The organism is Nocardioides guangzhouensis (genome assembly GCF_004519545.1).
In the GTDB taxonomy this organism is placed as follows: Bacteria; Actinomycetota; Actinomycetes; order Propionibacteriales; family Nocardioidaceae; genus Nocardioides; species Nocardioides guangzhouensis.
This window is the reverse complement of the sequence record NZ_SDKM01000004.1, coordinates 143,956-165,166: the sequence shown is the minus strand read 5'-3', so window position 1 is coordinate 165,166 and position 21,211 is coordinate 143,956. Positions and strand designations below refer to the sequence as shown.

At 70.4% G+C, this 21,211-nt stretch carries 21 protein-coding genes; 10 read left to right on the top strand and 11 right to left on the bottom strand.

Features of this window, described 5'->3' with window-relative positions; all coding sequences use genetic code 11:
* Nucleotides 1-267 precede the first annotated feature (267 nt).
* The 3 genes from EKO23_RS04445 to EKO23_RS25065 form a co-directional block, all read right to left on the bottom strand.
* A complete protein-coding gene (locus tag EKO23_RS04445) occupies nucleotides 268-1,152 on the bottom strand; it encodes a homocysteine S-methyltransferase family protein (RefSeq protein ID WP_217702454.1) in 885 nt (294 codons plus the stop codon).
* Nucleotides 1,149-1,442 (bottom strand): virulence factor, encoded by a 294-nt coding sequence (locus EKO23_RS04440; RefSeq protein ID WP_134714486.1) that lies wholly within the window; start codon nucleotides 1,440-1,442, stop codon nucleotides 1,149-1,151. The genes EKO23_RS04445 and EKO23_RS04440 overlap by 4 nt, the downstream gene beginning before the upstream one ends.
* A gap of 196 nt (nucleotides 1,443-1,638) precedes the next feature.
* A complete protein-coding gene (locus EKO23_RS25065; protein ID WP_167880325.1) occupies nucleotides 1,639-1,776 on the bottom strand; it encodes a hypothetical protein in 138 nt (45 codons plus the stop codon).
* 602 nt (nucleotides 1,777-2,378) lie between these two features.
* Between EKO23_RS25065 and EKO23_RS04435 the strand changes: the two genes are divergently transcribed.
* A complete protein-coding gene (locus tag EKO23_RS04435) occupies nucleotides 2,379-3,263 on the top strand; it encodes a zinc metalloprotease (protein WP_167880324.1) in 885 nt (294 codons plus the stop codon).
* Nucleotides 3,264-3,567: 304 nt separating this feature from the next.
* On the opposite strand, the gene EKO23_RS04430 is transcribed toward EKO23_RS04435, so the two are convergent.
* The 4 genes from EKO23_RS04430 to EKO23_RS04420 form a co-directional block, all read right to left on the bottom strand.
* The gene (locus EKO23_RS04430; RefSeq protein WP_134714482.1) at nucleotides 3,568-3,885 is read right to left on the bottom strand and encodes a hypothetical protein; all 318 of its coding nucleotides are present in this window, start codon (nucleotides 3,883-3,885) and stop codon (nucleotides 3,568-3,570) included.
* 328 nt (nucleotides 3,886-4,213) lie between these two features.
* Nucleotides 4,214-5,404 carry a cytochrome P450 gene (locus EKO23_RS04425; RefSeq protein WP_134714480.1) on the bottom strand — a complete coding sequence of 397 codons (1,191 nt, stop codon included), beginning with the start codon at nucleotides 5,402-5,404 and terminating at the stop codon, nucleotides 4,214-4,216.
* 308 nt (nucleotides 5,405-5,712) lie between these two features.
* Nucleotides 5,713-5,853: a hypothetical protein gene (locus EKO23_RS25060; protein WP_167880323.1), complete on the bottom strand. Its 141-nt coding sequence runs from the start codon at nucleotides 5,851-5,853 to the stop codon at nucleotides 5,713-5,715.
* A complete protein-coding gene (locus EKO23_RS04420; RefSeq protein ID WP_134714478.1) occupies nucleotides 5,850-6,101 on the bottom strand; it encodes a hypothetical protein in 252 nt (83 codons plus the stop codon). Before EKO23_RS04420 ends, EKO23_RS25060 begins: the two co-directional genes overlap by 4 nt.
* Before the next feature lie 538 nt (nucleotides 6,102-6,639).
* Here EKO23_RS04420 and EKO23_RS04415 point away from each other — a divergent pair.
* The 4 genes from EKO23_RS04415 to EKO23_RS04405 all read left to right on the top strand — a co-directional run bounded on the left by EKO23_RS04415 (nucleotide 6,640) and on the right by EKO23_RS04405 (nucleotide 10,404).
* Nucleotides 6,640-6,972, top strand: coding sequence for a TOBE domain-containing protein (locus EKO23_RS04415; RefSeq protein ID WP_246050897.1), 333 nt, complete (start codon nucleotides 6,640-6,642; stop codon nucleotides 6,970-6,972).
* 341 nt (nucleotides 6,973-7,313) lie between these two features.
* Entirely contained in the window at nucleotides 7,314-8,738 is a 1,425-nt protein-coding gene (locus tag EKO23_RS04410) for a purine-cytosine permease family protein (RefSeq protein WP_134714474.1), read from the top strand.
* On the top strand, nucleotides 8,735-9,187 hold the full coding sequence (locus EKO23_RS26400; protein WP_217702453.1) for an amidohydrolase family protein: 453 nt from the start codon (nucleotides 8,735-8,737) through the stop codon (nucleotides 9,185-9,187). Before EKO23_RS04410 ends, EKO23_RS26400 begins: the two co-directional genes overlap by 4 nt.
* Nucleotides 9,076-10,404, top strand: a complete 1,329-nt coding sequence (locus tag EKO23_RS04405) for an amidohydrolase (protein ID WP_217702452.1) — start codon at nucleotides 9,076-9,078, stop codon at nucleotides 10,402-10,404. The genes EKO23_RS26400 and EKO23_RS04405 overlap by 112 nt, the downstream gene beginning before the upstream one ends.
* On the opposite strand, the gene EKO23_RS04400 is transcribed toward EKO23_RS04405, so the two are convergent.
* A complete protein-coding gene (locus EKO23_RS04400; RefSeq protein WP_134714472.1) occupies nucleotides 10,401-12,005 on the bottom strand; it encodes a PucR family transcriptional regulator in 1,605 nt (534 codons plus the stop codon). The genes EKO23_RS04405 and EKO23_RS04400 overlap by 4 nt on opposite strands.
* A 133-nt stretch (nucleotides 12,006-12,138) precedes the next feature.
* On the opposite strand from EKO23_RS04400, the gene EKO23_RS04395 reads away from it, so the two are divergent.
* Genes EKO23_RS04395 through EKO23_RS04385 form a run of 3 tightly spaced genes read left to right on the top strand, consistent with a single transcriptional unit; the run spans nucleotide 12,139 to nucleotide 15,432 of the window.
* A complete protein-coding gene (locus tag EKO23_RS04395; protein WP_134714470.1) occupies nucleotides 12,139-13,671 on the top strand; it encodes a CoA-acylating methylmalonate-semialdehyde dehydrogenase in 1,533 nt (510 codons plus the stop codon).
* Nucleotides 13,664-15,013 (top strand): aspartate aminotransferase family protein, encoded by a 1,350-nt coding sequence (locus tag EKO23_RS04390; protein ID WP_134714468.1) that lies wholly within the window; start codon nucleotides 13,664-13,666, stop codon nucleotides 15,011-15,013. The genes EKO23_RS04395 and EKO23_RS04390 overlap by 8 nt, the downstream gene beginning before the upstream one ends.
* A complete protein-coding gene (locus tag EKO23_RS04385; RefSeq protein WP_134714466.1) occupies nucleotides 15,010-15,432 on the top strand; it encodes a hypothetical protein in 423 nt (140 codons plus the stop codon). The genes EKO23_RS04390 and EKO23_RS04385 overlap by 4 nt, the downstream gene beginning before the upstream one ends.
* Before the next feature lie 124 nt (nucleotides 15,433-15,556).
* On the opposite strand, the gene EKO23_RS04375 is transcribed toward EKO23_RS04385, so the two are convergent.
* Together EKO23_RS04375 and EKO23_RS04370 are read right to left on the bottom strand one after the other, a co-directional pair.
* Nucleotides 15,557-15,754, bottom strand: coding sequence for a hypothetical protein (locus tag EKO23_RS04375; RefSeq protein WP_134714464.1), 198 nt, complete (start codon nucleotides 15,752-15,754; stop codon nucleotides 15,557-15,559).
* Nucleotides 15,755-15,802: 48 nt separating this feature from the next.
* Nucleotides 15,803-17,257 carry an aminotransferase class I/II-fold pyridoxal phosphate-dependent enzyme gene (locus tag EKO23_RS04370; protein WP_246050896.1) on the bottom strand — a complete coding sequence of 485 codons (1,455 nt, stop codon included), beginning with the start codon at nucleotides 17,255-17,257 and terminating at the stop codon, nucleotides 15,803-15,805.
* 222 nt (nucleotides 17,258-17,479) lie between these two features.
* On the opposite strand from EKO23_RS04370, the gene EKO23_RS04365 reads away from it, so the two are divergent.
* Entirely contained in the window at nucleotides 17,480-19,849 is a 2,370-nt protein-coding gene (locus tag EKO23_RS04365) for an arylsulfatase (RefSeq protein ID WP_134714461.1), read from the top strand.
* 86 nt (nucleotides 19,850-19,935) lie between these two features.
* Here EKO23_RS04365 and EKO23_RS25055 read toward each other — a convergent pair whose 3' ends face one another.
* Nucleotides 19,936-20,109, bottom strand: a complete 174-nt coding sequence (locus tag EKO23_RS25055) for a hypothetical protein (protein ID WP_167880322.1) — start codon at nucleotides 20,107-20,109, stop codon at nucleotides 19,936-19,938.
* Between the two features lie 97 nt (nucleotides 20,110-20,206).
* On the opposite strand from EKO23_RS25055, the gene EKO23_RS04360 reads away from it, so the two are divergent.
* Nucleotides 20,207-21,124, top strand: coding sequence for a LysR family transcriptional regulator (locus EKO23_RS04360; protein ID WP_134714459.1), 918 nt, complete (start codon nucleotides 20,207-20,209; stop codon nucleotides 21,122-21,124).
* The last annotated feature ends 87 nt before the right edge of the window (nucleotides 21,125-21,211 follow it).

Here is a 21,211-nt window from a genome sequence, read left to right as displayed (position 1 = left end):
GATCCCGGAGAAGTTGTCACGACCTGCCCATGACACCTGTCATGGCTGGGATCGGAACTGCGCCCTTCGCGCCCGACGCGTGCCCAGTAATGAGGTTCGTGACTGTCATACGCGGAAAGACGCGCCACGACAGGGCAGGTCCTTGAGGCCGGGCGGTGGCAGTGGCAGCCAGTGACCGTGGCGCTTCCCCGACTGCCGGCGCGACGAGCCTTCCTCAGGGGCGCCGACAAGCGGGTATGACTCACCTCTGATCGAGCCAACAGCGGTTCAGGTTGGGGTGAGGATGGCGTCCATGGCGGCGATGTGTGCGGGGGTCGAGCCACAACAGCCGCCGATAAGGTCGATACCGAGCTCAGCCAGCCGGCCGGCGTGAGCAGCCAGGTCGTCGGCGGTGGCGTCGTACTCGAAGTGGTCTCCCACGACCTGGGGTAGGCCGGCGTTCGACTGGGCGATCAGGAGCAGGTCACCGGTGCGGGCACGCACCATCTCCCCTGCGATGATCTCCATCTCCGCGGGTCCCCGGCCGCAGTTGGCGCCCACGGCGTCGGCGCCTGCGGCTGCCAGATGCGCCACCGCGTCGGCTGGGCGGACGCCCATCATCGTGCGCAGGTTGGTGTCGAAGCTCATCGTCACTGCGACCGGAAGGCCGGGCGCGACCGTGCGTGCCGCAGTCAGGGCCGCTTCGGCCTCGCCGAGGTCGCTCAGCGTCTCGACCAGCACCAGGTCGATGCCGCCCTCGACCAGTCCGACCAGCTGTTCGGCGAACAACTCCTGCGCGTCCTCGCGTGTCAGGGCCCCCAGGGGCGCGAGCAGCTCACCGGTCGGGCCGAGGTCGCCCGCGACGAGCAGACGGCGCTCGTCCGCCACTGATCGCGCGATCTGCGCCGCCGTCCGGTTCACCTCGCCGACGCGGTCGCCCAGGCCGTGCATCTCCAGCCGTGGTCGCGTCCCGCCGAACGTGTTGGTGGTGAGAAGCCGGGCCCCCGCCTCGGCGTACGCCGCGTGCGCCGTGCGGACCGCGTCCCGGTTCTCGAGATTCCAGAGCTCACCGGGCGCACCGTCCTCGAGACCCGCGTCCTGCAGCAGCGACCCCATACCGCCGTCGAGCAAGACGGGGCGTTCCGCGCCCAGCAGCGCCGCCAGCCGGTTCACCGGCCCAGCCTGCTGAGGTATTCCGCGATCCTGTCGGCCGGCCACTCCGCTTCGAGCTCGGAAGTGACTCGGTCAAGCACCTCGACCGGCGTACCGTCGGTCGTGGTCCAGGGGGTCCGTTCCCAGCCCGCGAGGTAGTCGTCGGCGCCGGTGTCACCGAGCCGCATCGCAGCCTCATCGATCGCCTCCTGCAACCGCGATGCGAGCTCGGACTTCACGAGCTCGTCCCCCGCCCTGGCCGCGACCATCGACGGAAGCTCGCGCCACCGGGTCACCTGGTACTCCGTCATGCGTCGGAGCCTAGCTGTGAGGCCAGGTCTCGACGGACCGGTCCGGCGAGCGAACGCCATCCGAACTGACTGGCCGGAGAAAGCGCCTGGGCGGCGGAGCGTCGCAGGTTCCGCAGCGCACGAATCGCACCTGATCCGGACGACCGGATCAGGTTTGTGCGAGCTCTGCCGTGGGACAGTCGGCCTGCCACCTCGGTCAGGTGGCGCGGGCCTTGTTCTTGCGGAAGCGTCGGCGCGAACGAGCGGGCACGCGGGAATCGAGTCCGAGCGCGTCACGGATCCGGTCGCCACGGTAGGCGACCTCGCTGGCCACGTAGGGGTAGTTGGCGTACATGATGTGCTCCTCATGGAGTGCCTGAATGCGGACACCGATCACTCTGCGTGCCTGAGGTAGCCGGGCGCGTCGGGCAGGATCCCTAACTCCCGCATCCGACTTGAGACAGGTGCCTTATCCCGGGCTCAGGCCACGGGTGCGCCCGAGAGAAGTCCTATCGGAACGGCTCCGGGCCGCAGGGCCTCGAGCGCTCGCTCGCGTGCCTCCACGTTTCGCCGTCTTGTCGAGGCAACCCCAGCGACCACTTGGTCGTGGGGCACCGAACATGTGACGTAGACATGAAGGTGCGAGTGGGTAGCGCAGCAGACTCCCGACCTGCGTCACGCTCCAGGCTCGCGCGGGTGGGGCGTGACGCCAGAGTCGGGTTCGCCGCATGCCCATGGGGTGCGCGCCGGGTGGCCGCTTGCGGCGCGCCGACTGGCGGCGGTGTCACGCACCTTCCTGGGAGCGCGGATCGCGGCAGATGAGAGAGAGTCCGTTCGGTGAACTCTGCGGTGGTGACTCTCGGCAGTTCGCGGAGTTAGGGTCGAATCCTTGATCCGGGTGGCTGCTGTCACTCTCCTTCGAGCGAATCGAAGCCGACCATGAATCTCATCACAGGCATGGTGATCGCCGTGGCAGTGGCCGCGGCTCTTCCGGCGCAGGGCGCCGACACGGCGGCCGCCACTCGGGACCGGGGCGTATGCGATTCAACGTCCGCGTCCGTGCAGGGCCGCGGCGGTTCCGACCGGGAGCCGGTCCTCTCCGAGACCCATGGCGACCTGCCCGCTTCGGCCAAGGGCCAGGCCGAGTCAGACTTCGCCCAGACCATTCAGGTCTACGTCCACGTCGTCACCGACGGACGGACAGGGTCTCTTACCAACCGGCAGCTCGCCGACCAGATCGCCGTCTTGAACAAGACGTTCGCCGGAGGCGAGGGCGGTGCCGACACCGGGTTCTCCTTCGAACTGGCTGGAGTGACGCGCACGGACAACGCGGCGTGGTTCTACGCCGGCCCGAGCGGCGTGAACGAGAACTCGATGAAGACCGCCCTGCGCCAGGGCGGTGCGGACGCATTGAATTTCTACACCTCCACCGCAGGTCCTTACTTGGGTTGGGCCTACCTTCCTGACGTCGTCACGAAGCCTGGACAGGTACATCTCGACGGCGTGGTCATCGACTGGGAGTCGCTCCGCGGTGTGTCGACGACCTACGCGGGCCGGTACGACCAGGGCGAGACCGCGACGCACGAGGTCGGTCACTGGCTGAACCTGGAGCACACGTTCTTCGGTGGCTGCAACAGCAAGGGTGACTTCGTCGATGACACACCCGCCGAGAAGACCCCGACCAACGGTTGTCCCGAGGGCAAGGACACATGCAACGCGCCGGGCTTCGACCCGATCCACAACTACATGGACTACTCGTACGACGCGTGCTACACCCAGTTCACCCGAGGACAGTCCCAGCGGATGCGGGACGCCTGGCTGTTCTACCGGGCTGCCGGCTGACGCGAGCGCGAGCCCGCGGAAGCATTCCGCGAGTAGTAACGCCTGCAGAACGTCAGCCCGACCGCGACGTCGTGCAGGAGGACACGATGCCGAGCCTCGCTGCCGCTACGGCTTGGCGCCACACGCCGGGTAATCGCCTGGATCCGGGGGCCACACCCCCGAAAGCTCCGAACCATCGCAACCTTCTTCGAATCAGGAAGTGTGGCGATGACCCCTTGAGACCACCGGCATGAGTGGATGTCCGTGGGTCGCCGGACGGCGGCGGTATGACTGTGATCTCCGACGCGACGGGATCGCGGACGTTTCATGCGGTGGCGGCTCGCGGCGGATGCCGCGATCCCTGGGAATGGCTGCACGGGGATTCGCACGACCCTATGGTCCCGGCGGCGCGCATCCTCATCGCGGCGGCGCCGAGCGCCACCCCGAGCAGCGACGGCCCGGCCAGCGTGAACGCGAGCTCGAGGGCTGTGGAGGTGTCCACACCCTCACCGAGGCCGTTCGCGCCGACGGCCGTGACGGCAGCGACCGTGAGGAGCGCCAGGGCACCGATCACGGTGGCCACGAACAGCCTTCCGATGATCTGGCTGCGGGTCGGCCCCAGGTCGCCGAACGGCGCGGACATGCACCCGATTCTCCTCCGCCGGGCGAGCGGAGGAGAAGTGTGGACGCTCATCTCGGGCGGCCAGTTCGGTTAGCGGCTTCGTGAGGACACGACGTGAAGCGCTCGCGACGGAATGGGACACCTTTGGTGGCGCCAGGGGTCAGTCGGTCCCGCCCCTCCAGTGCATGGTGCCGAGCCGGGTGAGTCGGTCACGCTGTTGTGGCCTCCCGTTCGGCGACTCGTCCGGCCCGAGGCAGTGGCCCGGGCTGCCGTTCCGCCACTCGCTCGCCCGAGCGCGCGACGAGCCCAGGGACACGCGACCGGGGGAGTCCTCGAACACCGGTGCCCGTCAGTCGGGTAGGACGGCGCGGAACCGGATCGGGAACCGCCGCGCGCCGGTGTTGCCCGACACCGGGAGCCAATCGCCCGGTCCGTCGGGGACGGCGTCGGGCATCCGCCGGGCGAGCAGCGGCAGCGCCACCGCCATGTCGGTGCGGGCCACGAAGTGGCCCAGGCAGTGGTGCATTCCGGCGCCGAAGCCGACGTGGGCCGGCCGCTGCTCGGTGATGTCGAAGGACGGGTCGGGCATCGCGCGGGGGTCGGTCCCGGCGGCGTGGGACAGCACCTGGACGATGCCACCGGCCGGGATCCTCAGCCCATGGAAGTCGACGTCGTGGATTGCCTCTCGGGTGACCCAGGTGACGGTGGGGCTCACGCGCATGACCTCCTCGACGGCCTGGGCACCCAGGTCCGGCCGCTCGCCGAGAAGTCGCCACTGATCGGGATGCCTCAGCAGGACTTGCAGGGCCAGCCCCAACTGGTTGCGGGTGGTCTCCATCCCGGCGAACGCCAGGAAGACCAGGGCGACCTCGAGCTCGCGCCGCGACAGTCGCCCGTCCTCGGCGGTGGAGACCGCGATCAAGGTCGACACCAGGTCGTCTGCCGGCTCTGCCTGCCGTCTGTCGATCACCTCGTCGACGTACCCGTAGAGCCCTTCGAGGGCCGCCTCGATCCGGGGCAGATCGTCGGCGATCCGGATTCCGAAGGACTTGCCGAGGTCGTCGGCCCAGTGGGCGAGCTGTGGCCAGTTCTCCTCCGGGAGCCCGAGCAGCAGGCACAGGATTCGAGCCGAGTACGGCTCGGCGAATTCTGAGATGAACTCGCACTCACCGCGGTCTGCGAACCCGTCCACCAGCTCGTCGGCCAGCTCCTGAAACCGGGGCTGCATGGCCAAGATCGCCCGGTTGCGGAACGCCGGGCCGAGCAGCCGGCGGATCCGCAGGTGGTCCTCGCCCTCCAGGGACAGCAGCGTCTCCCGCCACCATTGGGTGAACGGGCCATCCGGCACCCCGTTCTGCGCGGGCCAGCGGGCGTTGCCCTGCTGGAACCGGCGGTCCTTCAGTAGCTCGACGCCCTGCTCATAGGACAGCACCGCCCACCCGTAGGGCGTCTCCACCCACCACCGGTCGTCCCGGGTGCTGTGCACCAGATCGGAGGTGACGTCGAAAGCGGGGTCGGCAAGGTCGAAGAACGGCTCCACTCGCCCATGCTGGCAGAGATCGGTCGGCGACCCACCTGTCCGCCGAGGCGATGGGCTGATCGCCACACCGTGAATCGCCGCACCGTGAGAGGTCGTCCTCGCAGGCGATCGGGTTGGAACGCACAGGAGCGGACTTCGGACTCGATCTGTTCGGTGCGGCGTCGGTGGGACTACGTCTCCGACGAGCTGGATCGGGAGCCCTCACTCACTCGCCGGGGCACGCTGCGCTCGAGTGCCTCGAACGCCTGACGCCACCACGCAGCAAGCTCGGCTGCCTGTTCGGGACTGGGAATCTCGTGATGCATGGCTCAGCCCTCCTTCGTGACGTAGGTGACCCGGAAGCCGGCCGCGCACGGGCAGCTGCCTGTGATGACTCCGCCCGCGGCGCGAATGGCGCCGAGGTGGCGCTGGAACTCGTCGGCGGCCGCGACCACAGTGTGCCAGGTCATGACCGGCTCCCCAGCACCTGGACGAGCGGACCGTTCATCACCTTGCCGCTGAGCGGGTGCCCGTCACGGGTGCGGGTGACGCTGAACCAGCCGTCCCAGTACGCCGAGTCAGGGCCACGGTGACTGCCGAACTCGAGGCGGACGTAGCCCACCTGTCGATCGGCGTCGAGGACGCACGCTCCGTCTCCGAGCTCGGAGCCGAAGAGGTCGCGGAGGTACTTCTCGTTCTGGGGGAGGACGGTGTGCATGGTCAGCTCCTTCAGCTGGCGGTGGCGAGTCGATCGGCTTCGGCACGCAGCAGCGTGGCCGCCGTGCGGTCTCCGAGGACGGTTGGGGGGCAGGGGGCCCAGTAGCGCGTTGCGGCAGCCTCGGTAGCCGCAAGCTCGTCTTGTCGCTTGGCGAGCTGGATCAGGATCGTGTGCAGCTTCCGTGTGGTCTGATCGGTTTGCATGTTCCTCGCCGCCTCGCTTCCTGGTCCTCTTGGGCTTCACCGTCTCTCGGTGTGCCTGGAACGCTAGTGACCTGCGCCGTTCCTGCGCGGTCGTGCAGACCCGCCGGCAGGGGCTGGCAGCCGCACGGCTGGGGGTGGGTTGGCCACACCTTGGGCTGGCTGGCGTCTCCGGTCCCACTGAGTGTCCTGAGCGGACGCGCGGATACTCCTGCCAGAGGCCGCAACAGCGCCACCGCATGGGACAACATCGCCCTCCCTGGGCATTGCGCTCAACACCGCTCATCGGGGCGACACGTCGCCTCCCTCCACGTCGCGCCGTCTTGCCGCCAAGGAAGGTGCGTCTCAGTGGACTGACGCTCTGTGCCGGTGCGTGGGCGGGAGGACGGAACCTCGCCCAGAGCAACATCACCGTCGGGGTGCGGCCCGAGGCGTGGCGGATCGAGAAGGACAGTGAGCACGGTCTGCCGGTGCAGGTGACGGTGGTCGAGGAGCTCGGCTCCGACGCCTACGTCTACGGCACCTGCGGGGTCGAGGGCACCCCCTCGAACGTCATCATCCGGGTCAGCGGGCGCGACCACGTGCAGAAGGGCGAGACGGTCTTCGTGACCACCGACCCGCGCCACGTGCACGTGTTCGACACCGACACCGGGGAGCGGCTCAGCGACTGAGCGCCTCCTCGACCACGGAGACTTCCTCCGGAAGGCGGCCGGCCGGGTGCGGGACATCCGGCGGTCGGGCGACGGCCACACCGATCTGGCCGTCAGGAGATGCCGCCGGCTCCCGGACAGTCCTTCGGCCGTGGGGCCGGCGGCATCCCACCCGCCGTCGCCCTGATCGCCCGCAGCCGGCCGATGGGCGATGGCTTCTCCCTGGGGCGCGAAGCAGTGCCCCAAATCTTGATGCAGGTCATCAAGAACGGCGATGCATTCGCTTCTGTACTTCGTGATCTGCATCACGGATTATTTGGCATCGACCGCAAGGAATTCCCTTGCCGACCCTGGAGCAAGCCATGCCCGAGACACGCGTGCCCCGTCCGCGTCTGTTCGAGATCGAGCGTCAGACCATCGCCCCGATCCCCGAGGGCGAGCGCCACGGCCGTCCGCGCGAGCTGACGGCGATCTGGTTCGGCATGAACATGACCCCGCTGACGGTCGTGACGGGAGCGTTGGCGACCACGCTGTTCGGCCTGTCACTTCCGTGGGCGCTCGTCGCGGTCGTGGTCGGGAACGTCGTGGGTGGCATCGGGATGGCGCTCCACGCGGCTCAGGGTCCGACCATGGGCATCCCTCAGATGATCCAGGCCCGCGGCCAGTTCGGGTTGCGCGGGTCGGCCCTCATCGTGCTCGTGGCGCTGGTGATGTTCGTCGGCTTCTTCGCGTCCAACCTGGTCGTGGCCGGCGACGCGCTGGTCGCGGTCGACAACCGCATCGACCCGGGCGGCGTGACCTGGGTCGCGGCAGTGGCGAGCCTCCTGATCGCGCTGTGCGGCTATCGCCTGGTGCGGTGGGTGACAGGCGTGAGCGCCTACCTCGTCGGCGTGCCGCTGGTCCTCTGCATGTGTGTGCTCGCAGTGAACGGCTCCGGTGACATCGTCTGGGACCGGGGCGGCTTCTCCACCGCCGGCTTCTTCTCCATGCTGGCCGTGGGCGCGGTCTGGCAGCTGGCCTACGCGCCGTACGTCTCTGACTACTCCCGCTACCTGCCCGCGGACAGCGGCGGTCGTGGCGCCTTCTGGGGGACCTACCTCGGCTGCGTCAGCAGCACCGTGCTCCTGTTCGCCCTCGGGGCGGTCCTCGGTCTCGCCGCGACGGGGGACGACGTCATGGGTGCGTTCGCCGACCTGCTCGGGCCGCTGGGCAAGGTGGTCCTCGTCGCGTTCGCGATCGCGGCCATCACGGGCAACTCGGTCAACGCCTACTGCAGCATGCTGTGTGCGCTGACCCTCGGGGAGAACGCGCGTCCCGGCTGGATCCCGGGGGTCCGGGCCCGCGTCGTGACCACGATCGCCCTGCACGCGATCGGCGTGTACATCGCCCTCGGCGCCTCCGCCGACTTCCTCGCCAACTACTACAACTTCGTCAGCCTTCTCCTGTACGTCCTCATCCCGTGGTCGGCGATCAACCTGGTGGACTACTACCTCGTCCACCACGGCAGCTACGTGATCAGCGACTTCTACCGCCGCGACGGGGGACGCTACGGGCTGTGGAACGGTCGCGCGCTGCTCGTGTACGCCGTGGCGCTCGTCGCCCAGGTGCCGTTCATGGTGACCAGTCTCTACACCGGACCACTGGCGGAGGCGCTCGGCTACACCGACGTCGCCTGGCTCGTCGGGTTCCTCGTCGCGGGCGCCGTCTACCTCCCGTTGGCCCGGCGCGGCAGTCCGGTTGCGCGCACGGCCCAGACCGCAGTGCCCTTGCCCGCGGAAGCCGGATGACGTCGGCCGTCGGGACCGTCCTCACGAACGGCCGGGTCCTGACCATGGACCCGCGGCGGCCGGAGGCCGAGGCGGTGGCGATCCGGACCGGGCGGATCGTGCAGGTCGGCTCGGACGCGGAGGCGGTCGCGGCGGCGGGCCCGGGCGCACCGGTGGTGGACCTGGGCGGCGGCAGCCTCCTGCCCGGCTTCCAGGACGCGCACGTCCATCCGCTGGACGGCGGGCTCGGCCTCGAGCTCTGCGACCTGTCCGCCGTGCACGCCCTGGACGGCTATCTGGCCGCAGTCCAGGGGTGGGCCGCCGCGCACCCCGAGGCGGACTGGGTTCGCGGCGGCGGGTGGTACCGCGACGCCTTTCCCGGCAACACCCCCACCGGCGCGAGCTCGACCGGTTCCTCCCTGAGCGGCCGGCCTACCTCAACGGTCACGACGGTCACACGGCCTGGGTGAACTCCGCAGCGCTGGCGAAGGCGGGGATCACCCGTGAGACTCCCGATCCGCCGCACGGCCTCATCGAGCGGGACGAGACCGGAGAGCCGACCGGGGTGCTGATCGAGGACGCGGCCACCCTGGTCGCCGAGCTGCTTCCCGAGCCCTCGGTGGCGGAGCTGCGGAGCGGGATGCTGGCGGCCCAGCGCTACCTGCACTCACTCGGCATCACGGCATGGCAGGACGCCATCGTCGGCGACTACCTCGGCATGCCCGACCCCTTCGACACCTACCTGGCGCTGGAGGCGGACGGGCTGCTCACTGCCCGCGTGCGCGGCGCACTCTGGTGGTCGGTCGACCGCGGCCTGGACCAGCTGCCCGACCTGCTGGCCCGGCGTGCAGCCACCGTGGGTGGTCGGTTCCACGCCGGGACGGTGAAGATCATGCAGGACGGGATCTGCGAGAACTGCACCGGCGCGATGCTGACGCCGTACCTGGGGCCGGGGGGAACGCCGAGCGGGGGAACCGGCCTGTCGTTCCTCGAGCCCGCCGAGCTCGCGGAGATCACGACGGCGCTGGACGCGCACGGATTCCAGGTGCACTTCCACGGAGTCGGCGACCGTGCCGTCCGCGAGTGCCTGGATGCCGTCGAGGCGGCGCGGGCGGCCAACGGGGACAACGACCTCCGCCACCAGATCGCCCACCTCGACGTCGTGGACCCTGCGGACCGACCGCGCTTCGCCTCGCTCGGTGTGATCGCCAACCTGCAGCCGCTGTGGGCCCGTCGCGACTCGGAGATCGAGGCGACGAAGCTGCCCTTGCTGGGTGCTTCCCGCGAGCCGCACCACTTCCCCTTCGGTTCGCTGGCCGGCGCCGGTGCCCGGCTGGCGATGGGCAGCGACTGGCCCGTGACCAGCCCCGACCCGCTCTGGGCACTCCACACCGCGACCCACCGCACCGCCCCGCGTGACGACCCGCACGCGGGAGAGAGGGCCCGCACGGTGCCGCTGCTGCCCGAGCAGCGGCTCGACGCCGACCTCGCCCTGGCGGCGTACACGTCCGGTGCGGCGTTCGCGAACCATCTGGACGCCGAGACCGGACGGATCGCGGTAGGGATGCTGGCCGACCTGGTCGTCGTGGACCAGGACCTCACCGACCCGGACAAATTCGAGCACGCCCGCGTCCGGCTGACTCTGGTGGACGGGTCGGTCGTGCACGACGCGACCGGACAGGTCTAGGTCGTCTGACCGGTCTGCCGGGCGATCTCGTCGGCGACCAGAGCCACGTGCACCGACACGCGGATGTCCGGATCGTCGAGGTTGACTCCGAGAAGGCGCTCGGCCTTGGCGATCCGGTCGTAGAAGACCGGTCGGGAGACGTGCAGGCTGGCCGCCGCCTCGGACTTGCTCGTCGGATGGGTGACCAGGGCCCGTACGGCGTCGAGCAGGCCGCCGTTGCCTCCGCCATCCTGCGTCCGGAGCGGTTCGAGCTCGCGCTCGACGTACATCCGCAGCCGGTCGTCGTCGGCCAGCATGGCCAGGAGGCCGCGCAGGTGCACGTCCTCGAGGCGGTGGACGACCTGCGCGGAGGCGGAAGGGCGCAAGGACTGCAGGACGTGGTGCGCCTCGCGCAGGGTGCGGTCCGCCTCGCCCTGGCGCTCCACCGGCCGACCGGCGCCCACCAGGACCGGCTGGCGGCGCCGTACGCGCGCTGCGAGGTCGTCCACCGTGCGCCGGGCGTTGCCGGAGGGGGCCAGGGACAGCAGCACCCGCACGTCGCGGTCCATCTCGCACACCAGCGCAGGAACCCGCAGCTCGTGGACCGCGTGGACCGCCGCCGCAATGACCTCCTCCGTCCGCGCATCCGAGGCCCCGACCCTCGCCCCGTCTGTCACCAGCGGTCGCAGCGTCACGCCGACCAGCTGGCGTCGGTCGAGGGGGAGGCCGGCCAGCTCGCACCGCTGGTGCAGGTCCGGCGACGTGGGGTCCGCGAGGAGGCCGAGGAGAAGCTCGTGGTGGGTGCGTCGTACGACGCTGTCCCGCTGCCGGTCGTGCAACCGGTGCAACGCGAGCGCGGCGGCGGCTCGTTCCGCCATGGCGATCTGTGGCTCGGACGGGGGCGCAGGCATCTGCACGACGAGTCGTCCCCACCCCCGGTCCCGCTTGCCCACCCGCGTGACCAGCCAGCCGTTCGTCGGGTCCCACGTCGTGCGGCCCCCCGGCTCGACCGCGCGCGATCGGGCGGCCCAGCCGGCGAGGAACTCGGCGACGTCATCGGGCCCGGCGCGGTAGTCCAGGACCTGGTGCTGCTCGCTCTCCAGCACCACGGCGGCCCCCGAGAGTCGCTGCACCGCCTCGAGGACCTCGCGCGGACCCGCCTCGGAGATGCTGAGCTCGGTGAACGTGTCGTGGACGCGCTGGGCCTCCCGGAGCTCCGCCAGCTGCTCGTCCACGATGCGCTCCCCGACGGCCTGGGCCACCGCAGCGAACCGCACCTCCCGGGCCAGCGCGACCAGCGGGAGCCCGTGCTGCTCGCACGCCTCCACGAGAGAGGCGGGTACGTCGTCCCAACGGCGTCCGAGCTCGATCACGAGGCCGGCGGCGCGCGTCTCCGCCAGACCGGCGGCGAGCTCGGCCAGCTCGGGCGCGGTCCCGGGCATGGCGATCCCGGTGCTGAGCAGGAGGTCGCCCTCGCGCAGCAGGGGGGCGATGTCGGCCAGCTCGGCCGAGTGCACCCAGTGCACGGCTCGGTGCAGGCTCGCCCGCCCGGCCAGCACCCTCGGGGCCGCAGCACGCAGGACCGGCATGGCAAGCACCTGCTCGACCGACAGGACCGCCATGGACTCCTCCGGAGAACTCGTGCCAAGGCCGACAGATCGTCGCTGGATCGACTCTGATCCTACACATTGTCGGGCGTTCCCGACGCCGGGCGGAACCACGATGGACGCACCGAACCGACGAGAGGCAAGCACCATGACCAACGCGATCCCGCACTGGAGGGACGGCGCCGAGTTCACCGGCACCTCCGGACAGTGGGCCGACGTCACCAACCCCGCCACCGGCCAGGTCTCCGGGCGGGTGGCGCTCGCCAGCAGCGCCGATGCCGAGGCCGTGATCACGTCGGCCAGGCAGGCATCGACCGCGTGGGCGGCGACCTCCCTCGCTCGACGTACGCAGGTGGTCTTCGCGTTCCGCGAGCTCCTCAACCGGCGCAAGGACGAGCTGGCCCACCTGATCACCGCCGAGCACGGCAAGGTCTACTCCGACGCCCTCGGCGAGATCGCGCGCGGTCAGGAGGTCGTGGAGTTCGCGTGCGGCATCGCACATCTGCTCAAGGGCGGGCACTCCGAGAACGCCTCGACCGGCGTCGACGTGCACTCCAGGCGCGACGCCCTCGGCGTGGTCGGCATCATCAGCCCCTTCAACTTCCCGGCCATGGTGCCGATGTGGTTCTTCCCCATCGCGATCGCGGTCGGCAACGTCGTGGTCCTCAAGCCCAGCGAGAAGGACCCCTCGGCCGCTCTGTGGATCGCGAACCTCTGGAAGGAGTCCGGTCTGCCCGACGGCGTCTTCAACGTCCTCAACGGCGACAAGACCGCGGTCGACGCGCTGCTGCAGTCGCCGGACGTCGACGCGATCAGCTTCGTGGGCTCCACCCCGATCGCCCGGTACGTCTACGAGGAGGCCAGCAGGCACGGCAAGCGGGTGCAGGCACTGGGCGGCGCCAAGAACCACATGGTCGTGCTCCCCGACGCCGACCTGGACCTCGCCGCCGACGCCGCGGTGAACGCCGGCTACGGCAGCGCAGGCGAGCGGTGCATGGCGATCAGCGTCCTGGTCGCCGTCGACCCGATCGGAGACGACCTCGTCGCCCGGATCGCCGAGCGCACGCAGACCTTGCTCACCGGGGACGGCCGCGCCAGCGCCACCTCCGACGACGCTGCCGGCAGGGAAGCCGACATGGGTCCGCTGGTGACCCGGGAGCACCGCGACAAGGTGGCCGGGTTCGTGGCCTCGGGAGAGGACGCCGGCGCCAAGCTCGTGATCGACGGCCGCGACGTCCAGCCGCGCGGTGAGGACGAGGGGTTCTGGCTCGGCCCGACCCTCTTCGACCACGTCACCCCGGACATGGAGATCTACCGCGAGGAGATCTTCGGACCCGTGCTGTCGGTGGTGCGGGTGCCGACGTACGACGACGCGGTGGCGCTGATCAACGCCAACGAGTACGGCAACGGCACCGCCGTCTTCACCAACGACGGCGGCGCCGCCCGGCGCTTCGAGAACGACGTCCAGGTCGGCATGATCGGCGTCAACGTGCCGATCCCGGTGCCGGTGGCCTACTACTCCTTCGGCGGCTGGAAGCGGTCACTCTTCGGCGACACCCACGCCCACGGCACCGAAGGCGTGCACTTCTTCACCCGCGCCAAGGTCGTCACCTCCCGCTGGATCAACCCGGCCGCCCGTCCCGAGGGCGGCCTCGAGCTGGGCTTCCCTCAGAATGTCTGACCCCACGCGCAGCGCGCTCACCGACGCCGACCGGGCCTACGAGCTCGACCGCGCCCACGTCTTCCACTCCTGGTCCGCCCAGGGCCAGATCGACCCGATGGTCGTGACCAAGGCCGAGGGCTCCTACGTCTGGGACGGCGACGGCAACAGGCTTCTCGACTTCACCTCTCAGCTGGTGTTCACGAACCTCGGGCACCAGCACCCGCGGATCGTCGCGGCGATCCAGGAGCAGGCCGCCACCCTGTGCACGGTGGCCCCGGCCTACGTGAACGGCGCCCGGTCGGAGGCGGCGCGGCTCATCGCCTCGCACACGCCCGGCGACCTGAACCGGATCTTCTTCACCAACGGGGGAGCGGACGCCAACGAGCACGCGATCCGGATGGCCCGGTTGCACACCGGTCGGCAGAAGGTGCTGTCGACGTACCGCTCGTACCACGGCGGCACCCACCTCGCGGTCAACGTGACCGGCGACCCGCGTCGCTGGCCGAACGACAACGGGTCCTCAGGAACGGTCCACTTCTTCGGCCCCTTCCTCTACCGCAGCGCCTTCGCCGCGACCACCGAGGAGGAGGAGTGCCAGCGGGCACTGGCCCACCTCGAGCAGGTGATCGCCCTGGAGGGTCCCGGCACGATCGCGGCCGTCATCCTCGAGTCCATCCCCGGCACCGCCGGCGTCATGATCCCGCCGCCGGGCTACCTGCAGGGGGTCCGCGAGCTCTGCGACCGGCACGGCATCGTGCTCATCGCCGACGAGGTGATGGCCGGCTTCGGCCGCGCCGGCAGGTGGTTCGCGATCGAGCACGGCGACGTGGCTCCCGACCTGCTCACCTTCGCCAAGGGCGTGAACTCGGGCTACGTCCCGCTCGGCGGCGTCGCCATCAACGACGCCGTCTACCGGACCTTCGAGGATCGCGTGTACCCGGGCGGGCTCACCTACTCCGGCCACCCGCTCGCGTGCGCCGCGGCCGTGGCAACCATCCAGACCATGGAGGACGACGGGATCGTGCAGCACGCCGCGGCCCTCGGCGACGACGTCTTCGGACCCCGTTTGGCCGACCTGGCTGCCAGACACGAGTGCATCGGAGAGGTGCGCGGCACCGGAGCCTTCTGGGCCATCGAGCTCGTCAGCGACCGCGAGACCCGCGAGCCCCTCGCGCCGTACGGCGGCAGCAGCCCGGCCATGGCCGCCCTCATCGGGGCGTGCACGCGGCGCGGCCTGCTGCCGTTCGCCAACGTCAACCGCATCCACGTCGTTCCCCCGCTGACGATCTCGGCCGCGGAGGCAGTCGAAGGCCTGGACGTCCTCGACGCAGCGCTGAGCGAGATCGGTGCCCGGCAGTGAGCCACACCGCGGCCACCCTTCCGGCCGGGCACCGCAGCGAACCGGAACACCTCGATGAGACCTGCGTCCTGACGATCTACCCCGACCACCCGCTGACCGTCGATCGCGTGCTTCGACGGTTGGAGCTGCTGCGCCGGCGACTGTCCGCTCGCTGGTGCGGGCTGGAGGGCGCGTTCGCGGGGTACGACCAGCTGCAGGTCGGCGACCACGAAGGGATCTTCGACGGCACCGTCCACCTTCACGCCCGCCTGATTCGTGCCGATCACTCGTCGCACGTCGTGGAACTGACCGCGACCCGACCCGTCGATCCCGCAGCGACCCTCGACGGCCAGGCGGTCGGCGAAGCCATCCTGGTGCACGGCGTCGGGCGAGCCCTGGAGACGCGGTCCGCAAGCACCAGCGAGCGTCGAGCGCGCTAGCACGAGATGGCCGCCGACCACGAGCTCGCCGCCGACCCGGCCTCGGTCAGCGAGATCGAGCTCGGCCTCGACCCGGCGCGCTCCGCGAGCAGGAGGCCCCGGGTCTGCGGTTCCATGTCGAGGTCTACACGGCGCCCGAGGCGGCCGGACCACGGATCGCCCCGTCGGTCCGGGAGCCCCAGCTGCGGCTCAACGAATCCACGAGGAGCAGCCAGCGCCCGCCGGTGGCGGTCGCATCCGGTACGGCGATGACGGGGAGCGAGGTGGACCCGTCCTGGAGCGCGACGAGCACCAGGCCGTTGGCCCAGGAGACGGTCAGCACGAACGGCCCTGGGCGTTTTCCGCACCGGCGCCCGTGCGGCCGGAACAGCTACGGGATGGTCACCCTCAGGGTCCTCAGCGTGGGGTCGGCGGCGTACGCGATCCGCACCCCGGCCTCCCGTGCGTGCTCGAGGGCTTCGAGCGTCTCGGCGGTGATCTGCTCACCCGGCGCGAGGACCGGGATGCCGGGTGGGTACGGCGCGACGAGCTCGGCGCTGATCCGGCCGACCGCACGCTCCAGCGGGACCGGCTCGGCGGTGGTGAAGAACGCCTGTCGAGGCGGTACGGCGGACACGGGCTCGACGCGGTAGACCGCCGGGCCGACGACGGGCCGCGCCGGGTCGCGGCGGATCGCGAGCGACTGGATCAGGGTGTCCGTGAGCATCTCGATGCTCTGCGCGGTGTCGGCGAGCGAGACGATGGCCACGAGGACGTCGCGGTCGGCGGACTCGACCGGCAGCCCGGCAGCGAGGAGGTCCTGCTCCACGGCGTTGCCGTCGGCACCGGTGCCCGACAGGACGATGGTCAGCTTGAGCGGGTCGACCGCCGGACCCTCGAGCACGGTGAGCCCGTCCACGGAGCGCAGCCGGTCGCGTGCGGCGCAGGTTGCCGCGATCGCCCCACCCAGGAGCTCCTCCCCGTCGCGTTCGAGCAGGGCACGGGCGGCGTCGGTGCTGGCCAGGATCGCGCCTGCGGGGCTGGTGGTCGCGGTCGCCTCGACCCCGGCATCGATGCGCGCGGCGTCGATGCGCTCGGTGCGGACGAGCACCAGGGCTGCCTGGCTCCACGCGGGCAGGGTCTTGTGGGCGCTGGTGACCATCACGTCGGCCCCGAGCTGCAGCGGGTGCTGCGGCAGGTCGGGGTGGAAGCCGAAGTGCGCGGCCCACGCCGCGTCGACGACCAGCGGCACCCCGTGCCCGTGCGCGACGTCGGCCAGACCTGCGACGTCGCCGACGGTGCCGACGTACGACGGGTCGCCGACGAAGACCGCCCGCGCCTCCGGATGGTCGGCCAGGGCGCGACGGACCGTCTCGGGTGCGACGCCCCACGGGAGACCGGTGGCTCCGTCGACCTCGGGCCGCACCCACACCGGCGTCAGCCCGGCGAGCACCAGCCCGAGCAGGAGCGAGCGGTGCAGCGTCCGGCTCACGACCACCGTGTCGCCCTCGCCGGCCACCGCGAGAGCGACGGCCTGGTTGGCGTGCGTGGCGCCGCCCGTGGAGAAGCGACAGAGGTCCGCGCCCCACAGCCGCGCGGCCCGTGACTCGGCCTCGATGAGCACCCCGGAGGTGAGCTTCATCGTGTCGAGACCGGCGTACAGCGGGACGTCTCCTGCGATCACGTCGCCGACAAGGTCGGTCCGCTGCTTGTGACCGGGGATGGTGAACGGCGTCGGCGGGTCCTCACGGAAGCGCAGCCAGGCGTCCAGGAGCGGTGCGTCGGCGCGGAGGCCGCGCGGGTCACTCGGCATCGGGAACCCAGCCGCGGTCTCCGCGTCGTCCATGCTCGAACCCTAGGGAACGTTCGAGGGCGTGCGAGCCGTCTCGCATGCTGGTGGGGGACGGCGTACGTCGGCGACGACGTCATGTGCCCGGATAGGGCCACTCCCACTGGCGCGCGAGGAGGTCTCCGGGCACGCTGAGACCGAGTCCATCACGGCCGAGGCTCGGGCTGGAGGCTTCGAGGGTGGAGGACCGCAGCCACGACGACCCCGGGGGTACCAGCGATGCCGCACGACAGCACCAGCCCGCGCCTGACCCTTCCGATACCGGATCAGCCCTTCACCGGTTCGCTGCCGTACGACGCGAAGGATCCGGCAGCGACGTTCCCGCCGATCGAGCCGCTGCGGCCGCCGGCCGGGGCGCCCAACGTGCTCGTCATCCTTCTCGACGACGTCGGCTTCGCCGCGTCGAGCGCCTTCGGTGGGCCGTGCCGGACGCCGACGGCCGACCGCCTGGCAGCGGGCGGGCTGAAGTACAACCGGTTCCACACCACCGCGCTGTGCGCCCCGACCCGGGCGGCGCTGCTGACCGGCCGGAACCACCACAGCGTCGGGATGGGGGTCATCACCGAGCTCGCGACGTCGGCGCCCGGGTACAGCTCGGTCCGCCCGAACACGTGTGCCCCGCTGGCGCAGACGCTGCGTCTCAACGGCTACGCGACGGCGCAGTTCGGCAAGTGTCACGAGGTGCCGGTCTGGCAGACCAGTCCCGCGGGACCGTTCGACGCGTGGCCGACCGGCGGCGGGGGCTTCGAGTACTTCTACGGCTTCATCGGTGGCGAGACGAACCAGTACTACCCGGCGATCTACGAGGGCACCACCCCGGTGGAGCCGGAGTCGACCCCGGAGGAGGGGTACCACTTCACCGAGGACATGACCGACAAGGCCATCGGCTGGATCCGGCAGCAGAAGTCGTTGACGCCGGACAAGCCGTTCTTCGTCTACTACGCCCCGGGCGCGACGCACGCGCCGCACCACGTGCCCACGGCCTGGTCGGACAGGTACAAGGGCCGGTTCGACGCGGGGTGGGACGCGCTGCGCGAGGAGATCCTGGCGCGGCAGAAGGAGCTGGGCGTGGTGCCGGAGGACACGGTGCTCACGGCCCGGCACGACGAGATCCCGGCGTGGGACGACATGCCCGAGCAGCTGAAGCCGGTGCTGGCGCGACAGATGGAGGTGTACGCCGGCTTCCTCGAGCACACCGACCACCACGTCGGTCGACTGGTCGACGCGATCGACGACCTGGGTGCACTGGAGGACACCCTCGTCTACTACATCGTGGGGGACAACGGCGCGTCGGCCGAGGGCACCGTCAACGGCTCGTTCAACGAGATGTTCATCTTCAACGGCGCCGCCCACCTGGAGACGCCGGAGTACGTGTCGTCGCGGATCGACGAGCTCGGAACCCCGACGGCCTACAACCACTACGCCGTCGGCTGGGCGCACGCCATGGACACGCCGTACCAGTGGACCAAGCAGGTCGCGTCCCACTGGGGCGGGACGCGCAACGGCACCATCGTGCACTGGCCGCGCGGCTTCACTGCGAAGGGCGAGGTGCGCGCGCAGTTCCACCACGTCATCGACGTGGCGCCCACGATCCTCGAGGCCGCCGGGCTGCCCGAACCGACGCTGGTCAACGGCGTACCCCAACGGCCGATCGAAGGGGTCAGCATGGCCTACTCCTTCGACGGCGCGGACCGCGCCGAGCGGCACCGGACGCAGTACTTCGAGATGTTCTGCAACCGGGGCATCTACCACGAGGGCTGGACGGCCGTCACCCGTCACAGCACACCCTGGGTGGTCGAACCCCTCGGGCCGTTCGACCAGGACGTCTGGGAGCTCTACGACACCAACACCGACTGGAGCCAGTCCCGCGACCTTGCCGCCGAGATGCCGGACAAGCTCGCGGAGCTCCAGCAGCTGTGGCTGGAGGAGGCCCGCGCGTACAACGTTCTCCCCCTCGACGACCGCCGCATCGAACGGTTCAGCTCTGCCCTCGCCGGGCGACCGGACCTGGTCACGGGCAACACCCAGCTGCTCTTCGGGGGCATGGGACGGCTCACCGAGGCCTCGCTCCTCAACGTGAAGAACAGGTCGCACGCCGTCTCCGCCGAGGTGGAGGTGCCGGCCACCGGCGCCGAAGGCGTGATCATCGCCCAGGGTGGGGCGTTCGCCGGGTGGTCCCTGTACGCCGTCGGTGGCAGGCCCCGCTACTGCTACAACCTCCTCGGGTTGCAGCAGTTCACGATCGAGGGGGAGAAGTCGATCCCCGCAGGGACCCACCAGGTGCGCATGGAGTTCGACTACGACGGGGGCGGTCTCGCGAAGGGGGGAACCGTGCGCCTGTACGTCGACGGAGCCCCGGTCGGTGAAGGGCGTGTCGACGCCACCGTCCCGATGCTGTTCTCCGCCGACGAGACCGCCGACGTCGGCAGCGACACCGCCTCCCCGGTCAGCACCGACTACACGCGCGAGACGAGCACCTTCAGCGGCACTGTCAACTGGGTCCAGATCGACCTCGACCAGGACGCCGAGGACGCGGACCACCTGATCACACCCGAGGAGCGGCTCCGGGTCGCCATGGCCCGGCAGTGACGGCCACGACGCCACCTCGGCTTCCCCGCGTTCGACGCAGGAGACCCGACGCCTCGTGAGCGCCGGGTCTCCTGTCAGAGGTCGAGTCAGGCTGCGACGCGAGCGTCCGTCGAGCGCTGGCCGGCGACCCAGGTCTGCTCCGAGCCGCACCAGCAGGTGAAGGTGACGGCGGTGCCGTGGTCGACCTCAGCGAGGCCCGTGACCTGGCTGAAGAAGATGAGCTGCGTCTTGTCGCAGGCGGTGCAGTGGTGGGTGAACATCGGGACCTCCCTCGGGGATTCTTGTCTTACTCGAGTGTGAGGGAGCCAGACCCATAGGGGTAGCCTCAGTTTCCTTCGGAAAGTCAAGGAGATTCCTATGATGTCGCTGCACCAGCTCCGGTGCTTCCTGGCCACCTACGAGCTGGGCTCGCTCACCGCCGCAGCCGAGCACCTCGGCTATGCCCAGCCGTCGATCAGCGAGCAGATCCGGACCTTGGAGAAGTCGATCGACGCGAAGCTGTTCCGCCGGGTCGGCCGAGGCGTCGTACCCACCACCGTCGCCGACTCGCTGCGACCGCACGCCGAGCGCACCCTGGCTGCGGCTGCGGAGGCGCAGAAGGCGATCGAGTCGGTCACGGCCATGGAGTCGGGGACGATCCGCTTCGGCATGTTCGGCACGTCACGGCTCTACGCCGGTGCGTCGCTGATCGCCGACGTCCTGAAGCGTCACCCGGGCGTGCGCGTCGAGCTCATCGGGCAGAACTCCAGCGACGTCCAGGAGCAGCTGCGCCGGGGCTACATCGAGGCCGCCATGATCGCCATTCCCCAGGTGCGCAGCGAGGGCATGACCGTGACGCCGGTGGCCACCGACGAGCTCGTCTACGTCAGCGCCGATCCCGAGAAGCTCAGGTCACCCGTCACCGCCCACCGCCTCGGTCAGGCCCAGATCGTGATGCCCGAGACGACCTGGCGCGACGAGGACTCCACGCGGCTGGTCCTGCGCAAGATGCTGCACGAGGCCGGGATCAACCCGCAGACCCGGATCGAGGTGGAGGACGTCGAGACCGCCGTCGAGCTGGTCGGCATGGGATTCGCCGACACGGTCATCCCCAAGGGCGCGGCCCAGGCGCTCCTGCCCCGGCTCGCTCCGAAGGCCGGCTGGGTGTCGCTGCGCCCCAAGCAGGTCGACACCTTCGGGATCGTGCACCGGTCGGGCGCGACCCTGTCGAAGGCCGCCGAGCTGATGATTCAGCTGGCGACGGCGCGCATCCAGTCGATCGCCGAACCGGTGTGAGCGACCGCCGGCGGGGAAGGGCCGGAGCTGCGCGCGGGCGACATCCCCTGACCCCTCACGGAGGGTGCGGCGACATCGGGCGCACCG

Bases quoted from the DNA above. Each gene is read 5' to 3' on its own strand.
- EKO23_RS04440 (WP_134714486.1), bottom strand. From the start codon at position 1,442: ATGACGGAGTACCAGGTGACCCGGTGGCGCGAGCTTCCGTCGATGGTC.
- EKO23_RS25065 (WP_167880325.1), bottom strand. From the start codon at position 1,776: ATGTACGCCAACTACCCCTACGTGGCCAGCGAGGTCGCCTACCGTGGC.
- EKO23_RS04435 (WP_167880324.1), top strand. From the start codon at position 2,379: ATGGTGATCGCCGTGGCAGTGGCCGCGGCTCTTCCGGCGCAGGGCGCC.
- EKO23_RS04430 (WP_134714482.1), bottom strand. From the start codon at position 3,885: ATGTCCGCGCCGTTCGGCGACCTGGGGCCGACCCGCAGCCAGATCATC.
- EKO23_RS25060 (WP_167880323.1), bottom strand. From the start codon at position 5,853: ATGACCTGGCACACTGTGGTCGCGGCCGCCGACGAGTTCCAGCGCCAC.
- EKO23_RS04420 (WP_134714478.1), bottom strand. From the start codon at position 6,101: ATGCACACCGTCCTCCCCCAGAACGAGAAGTACCTCCGCGACCTCTTC.
- EKO23_RS04410 (WP_134714474.1), top strand. From the start codon at position 7,314: ATGCCCGAGACACGCGTGCCCCGTCCGCGTCTGTTCGAGATCGAGCGT.
- EKO23_RS26400 (WP_217702453.1), top strand. From the start codon at position 8,735: ATGACGTCGGCCGTCGGGACCGTCCTCACGAACGGCCGGGTCCTGACC.
- EKO23_RS04400 (WP_134714472.1), bottom strand. From the start codon at position 12,005: ATGGCGGTCCTGTCGGTCGAGCAGGTGCTTGCCATGCCGGTCCTGCGT.
- EKO23_RS04395 (WP_134714470.1), top strand. From the start codon at position 12,139: ATGACCAACGCGATCCCGCACTGGAGGGACGGCGCCGAGTTCACCGGC.
- EKO23_RS04390 (WP_134714468.1), top strand. From the start codon at position 13,664: ATGTCTGACCCCACGCGCAGCGCGCTCACCGACGCCGACCGGGCCTAC.
- EKO23_RS04370 (WP_246050896.1), bottom strand. From the start codon at position 17,257: ATGGACGACGCGGAGACCGCGGCTGGGTTCCCGATGCCGAGTGACCCG.
- EKO23_RS04365 (WP_134714461.1), top strand. From the start codon at position 17,480: ATGCCGCACGACAGCACCAGCCCGCGCCTGACCCTTCCGATACCGGAT.
- EKO23_RS25055 (WP_167880322.1), bottom strand. From the start codon at position 20,109: ATGTTCACCCACCACTGCACCGCCTGCGACAAGACGCAGCTCATCTTC.
- EKO23_RS04360 (WP_134714459.1), top strand. From the start codon at position 20,207: ATGATGTCGCTGCACCAGCTCCGGTGCTTCCTGGCCACCTACGAGCTG.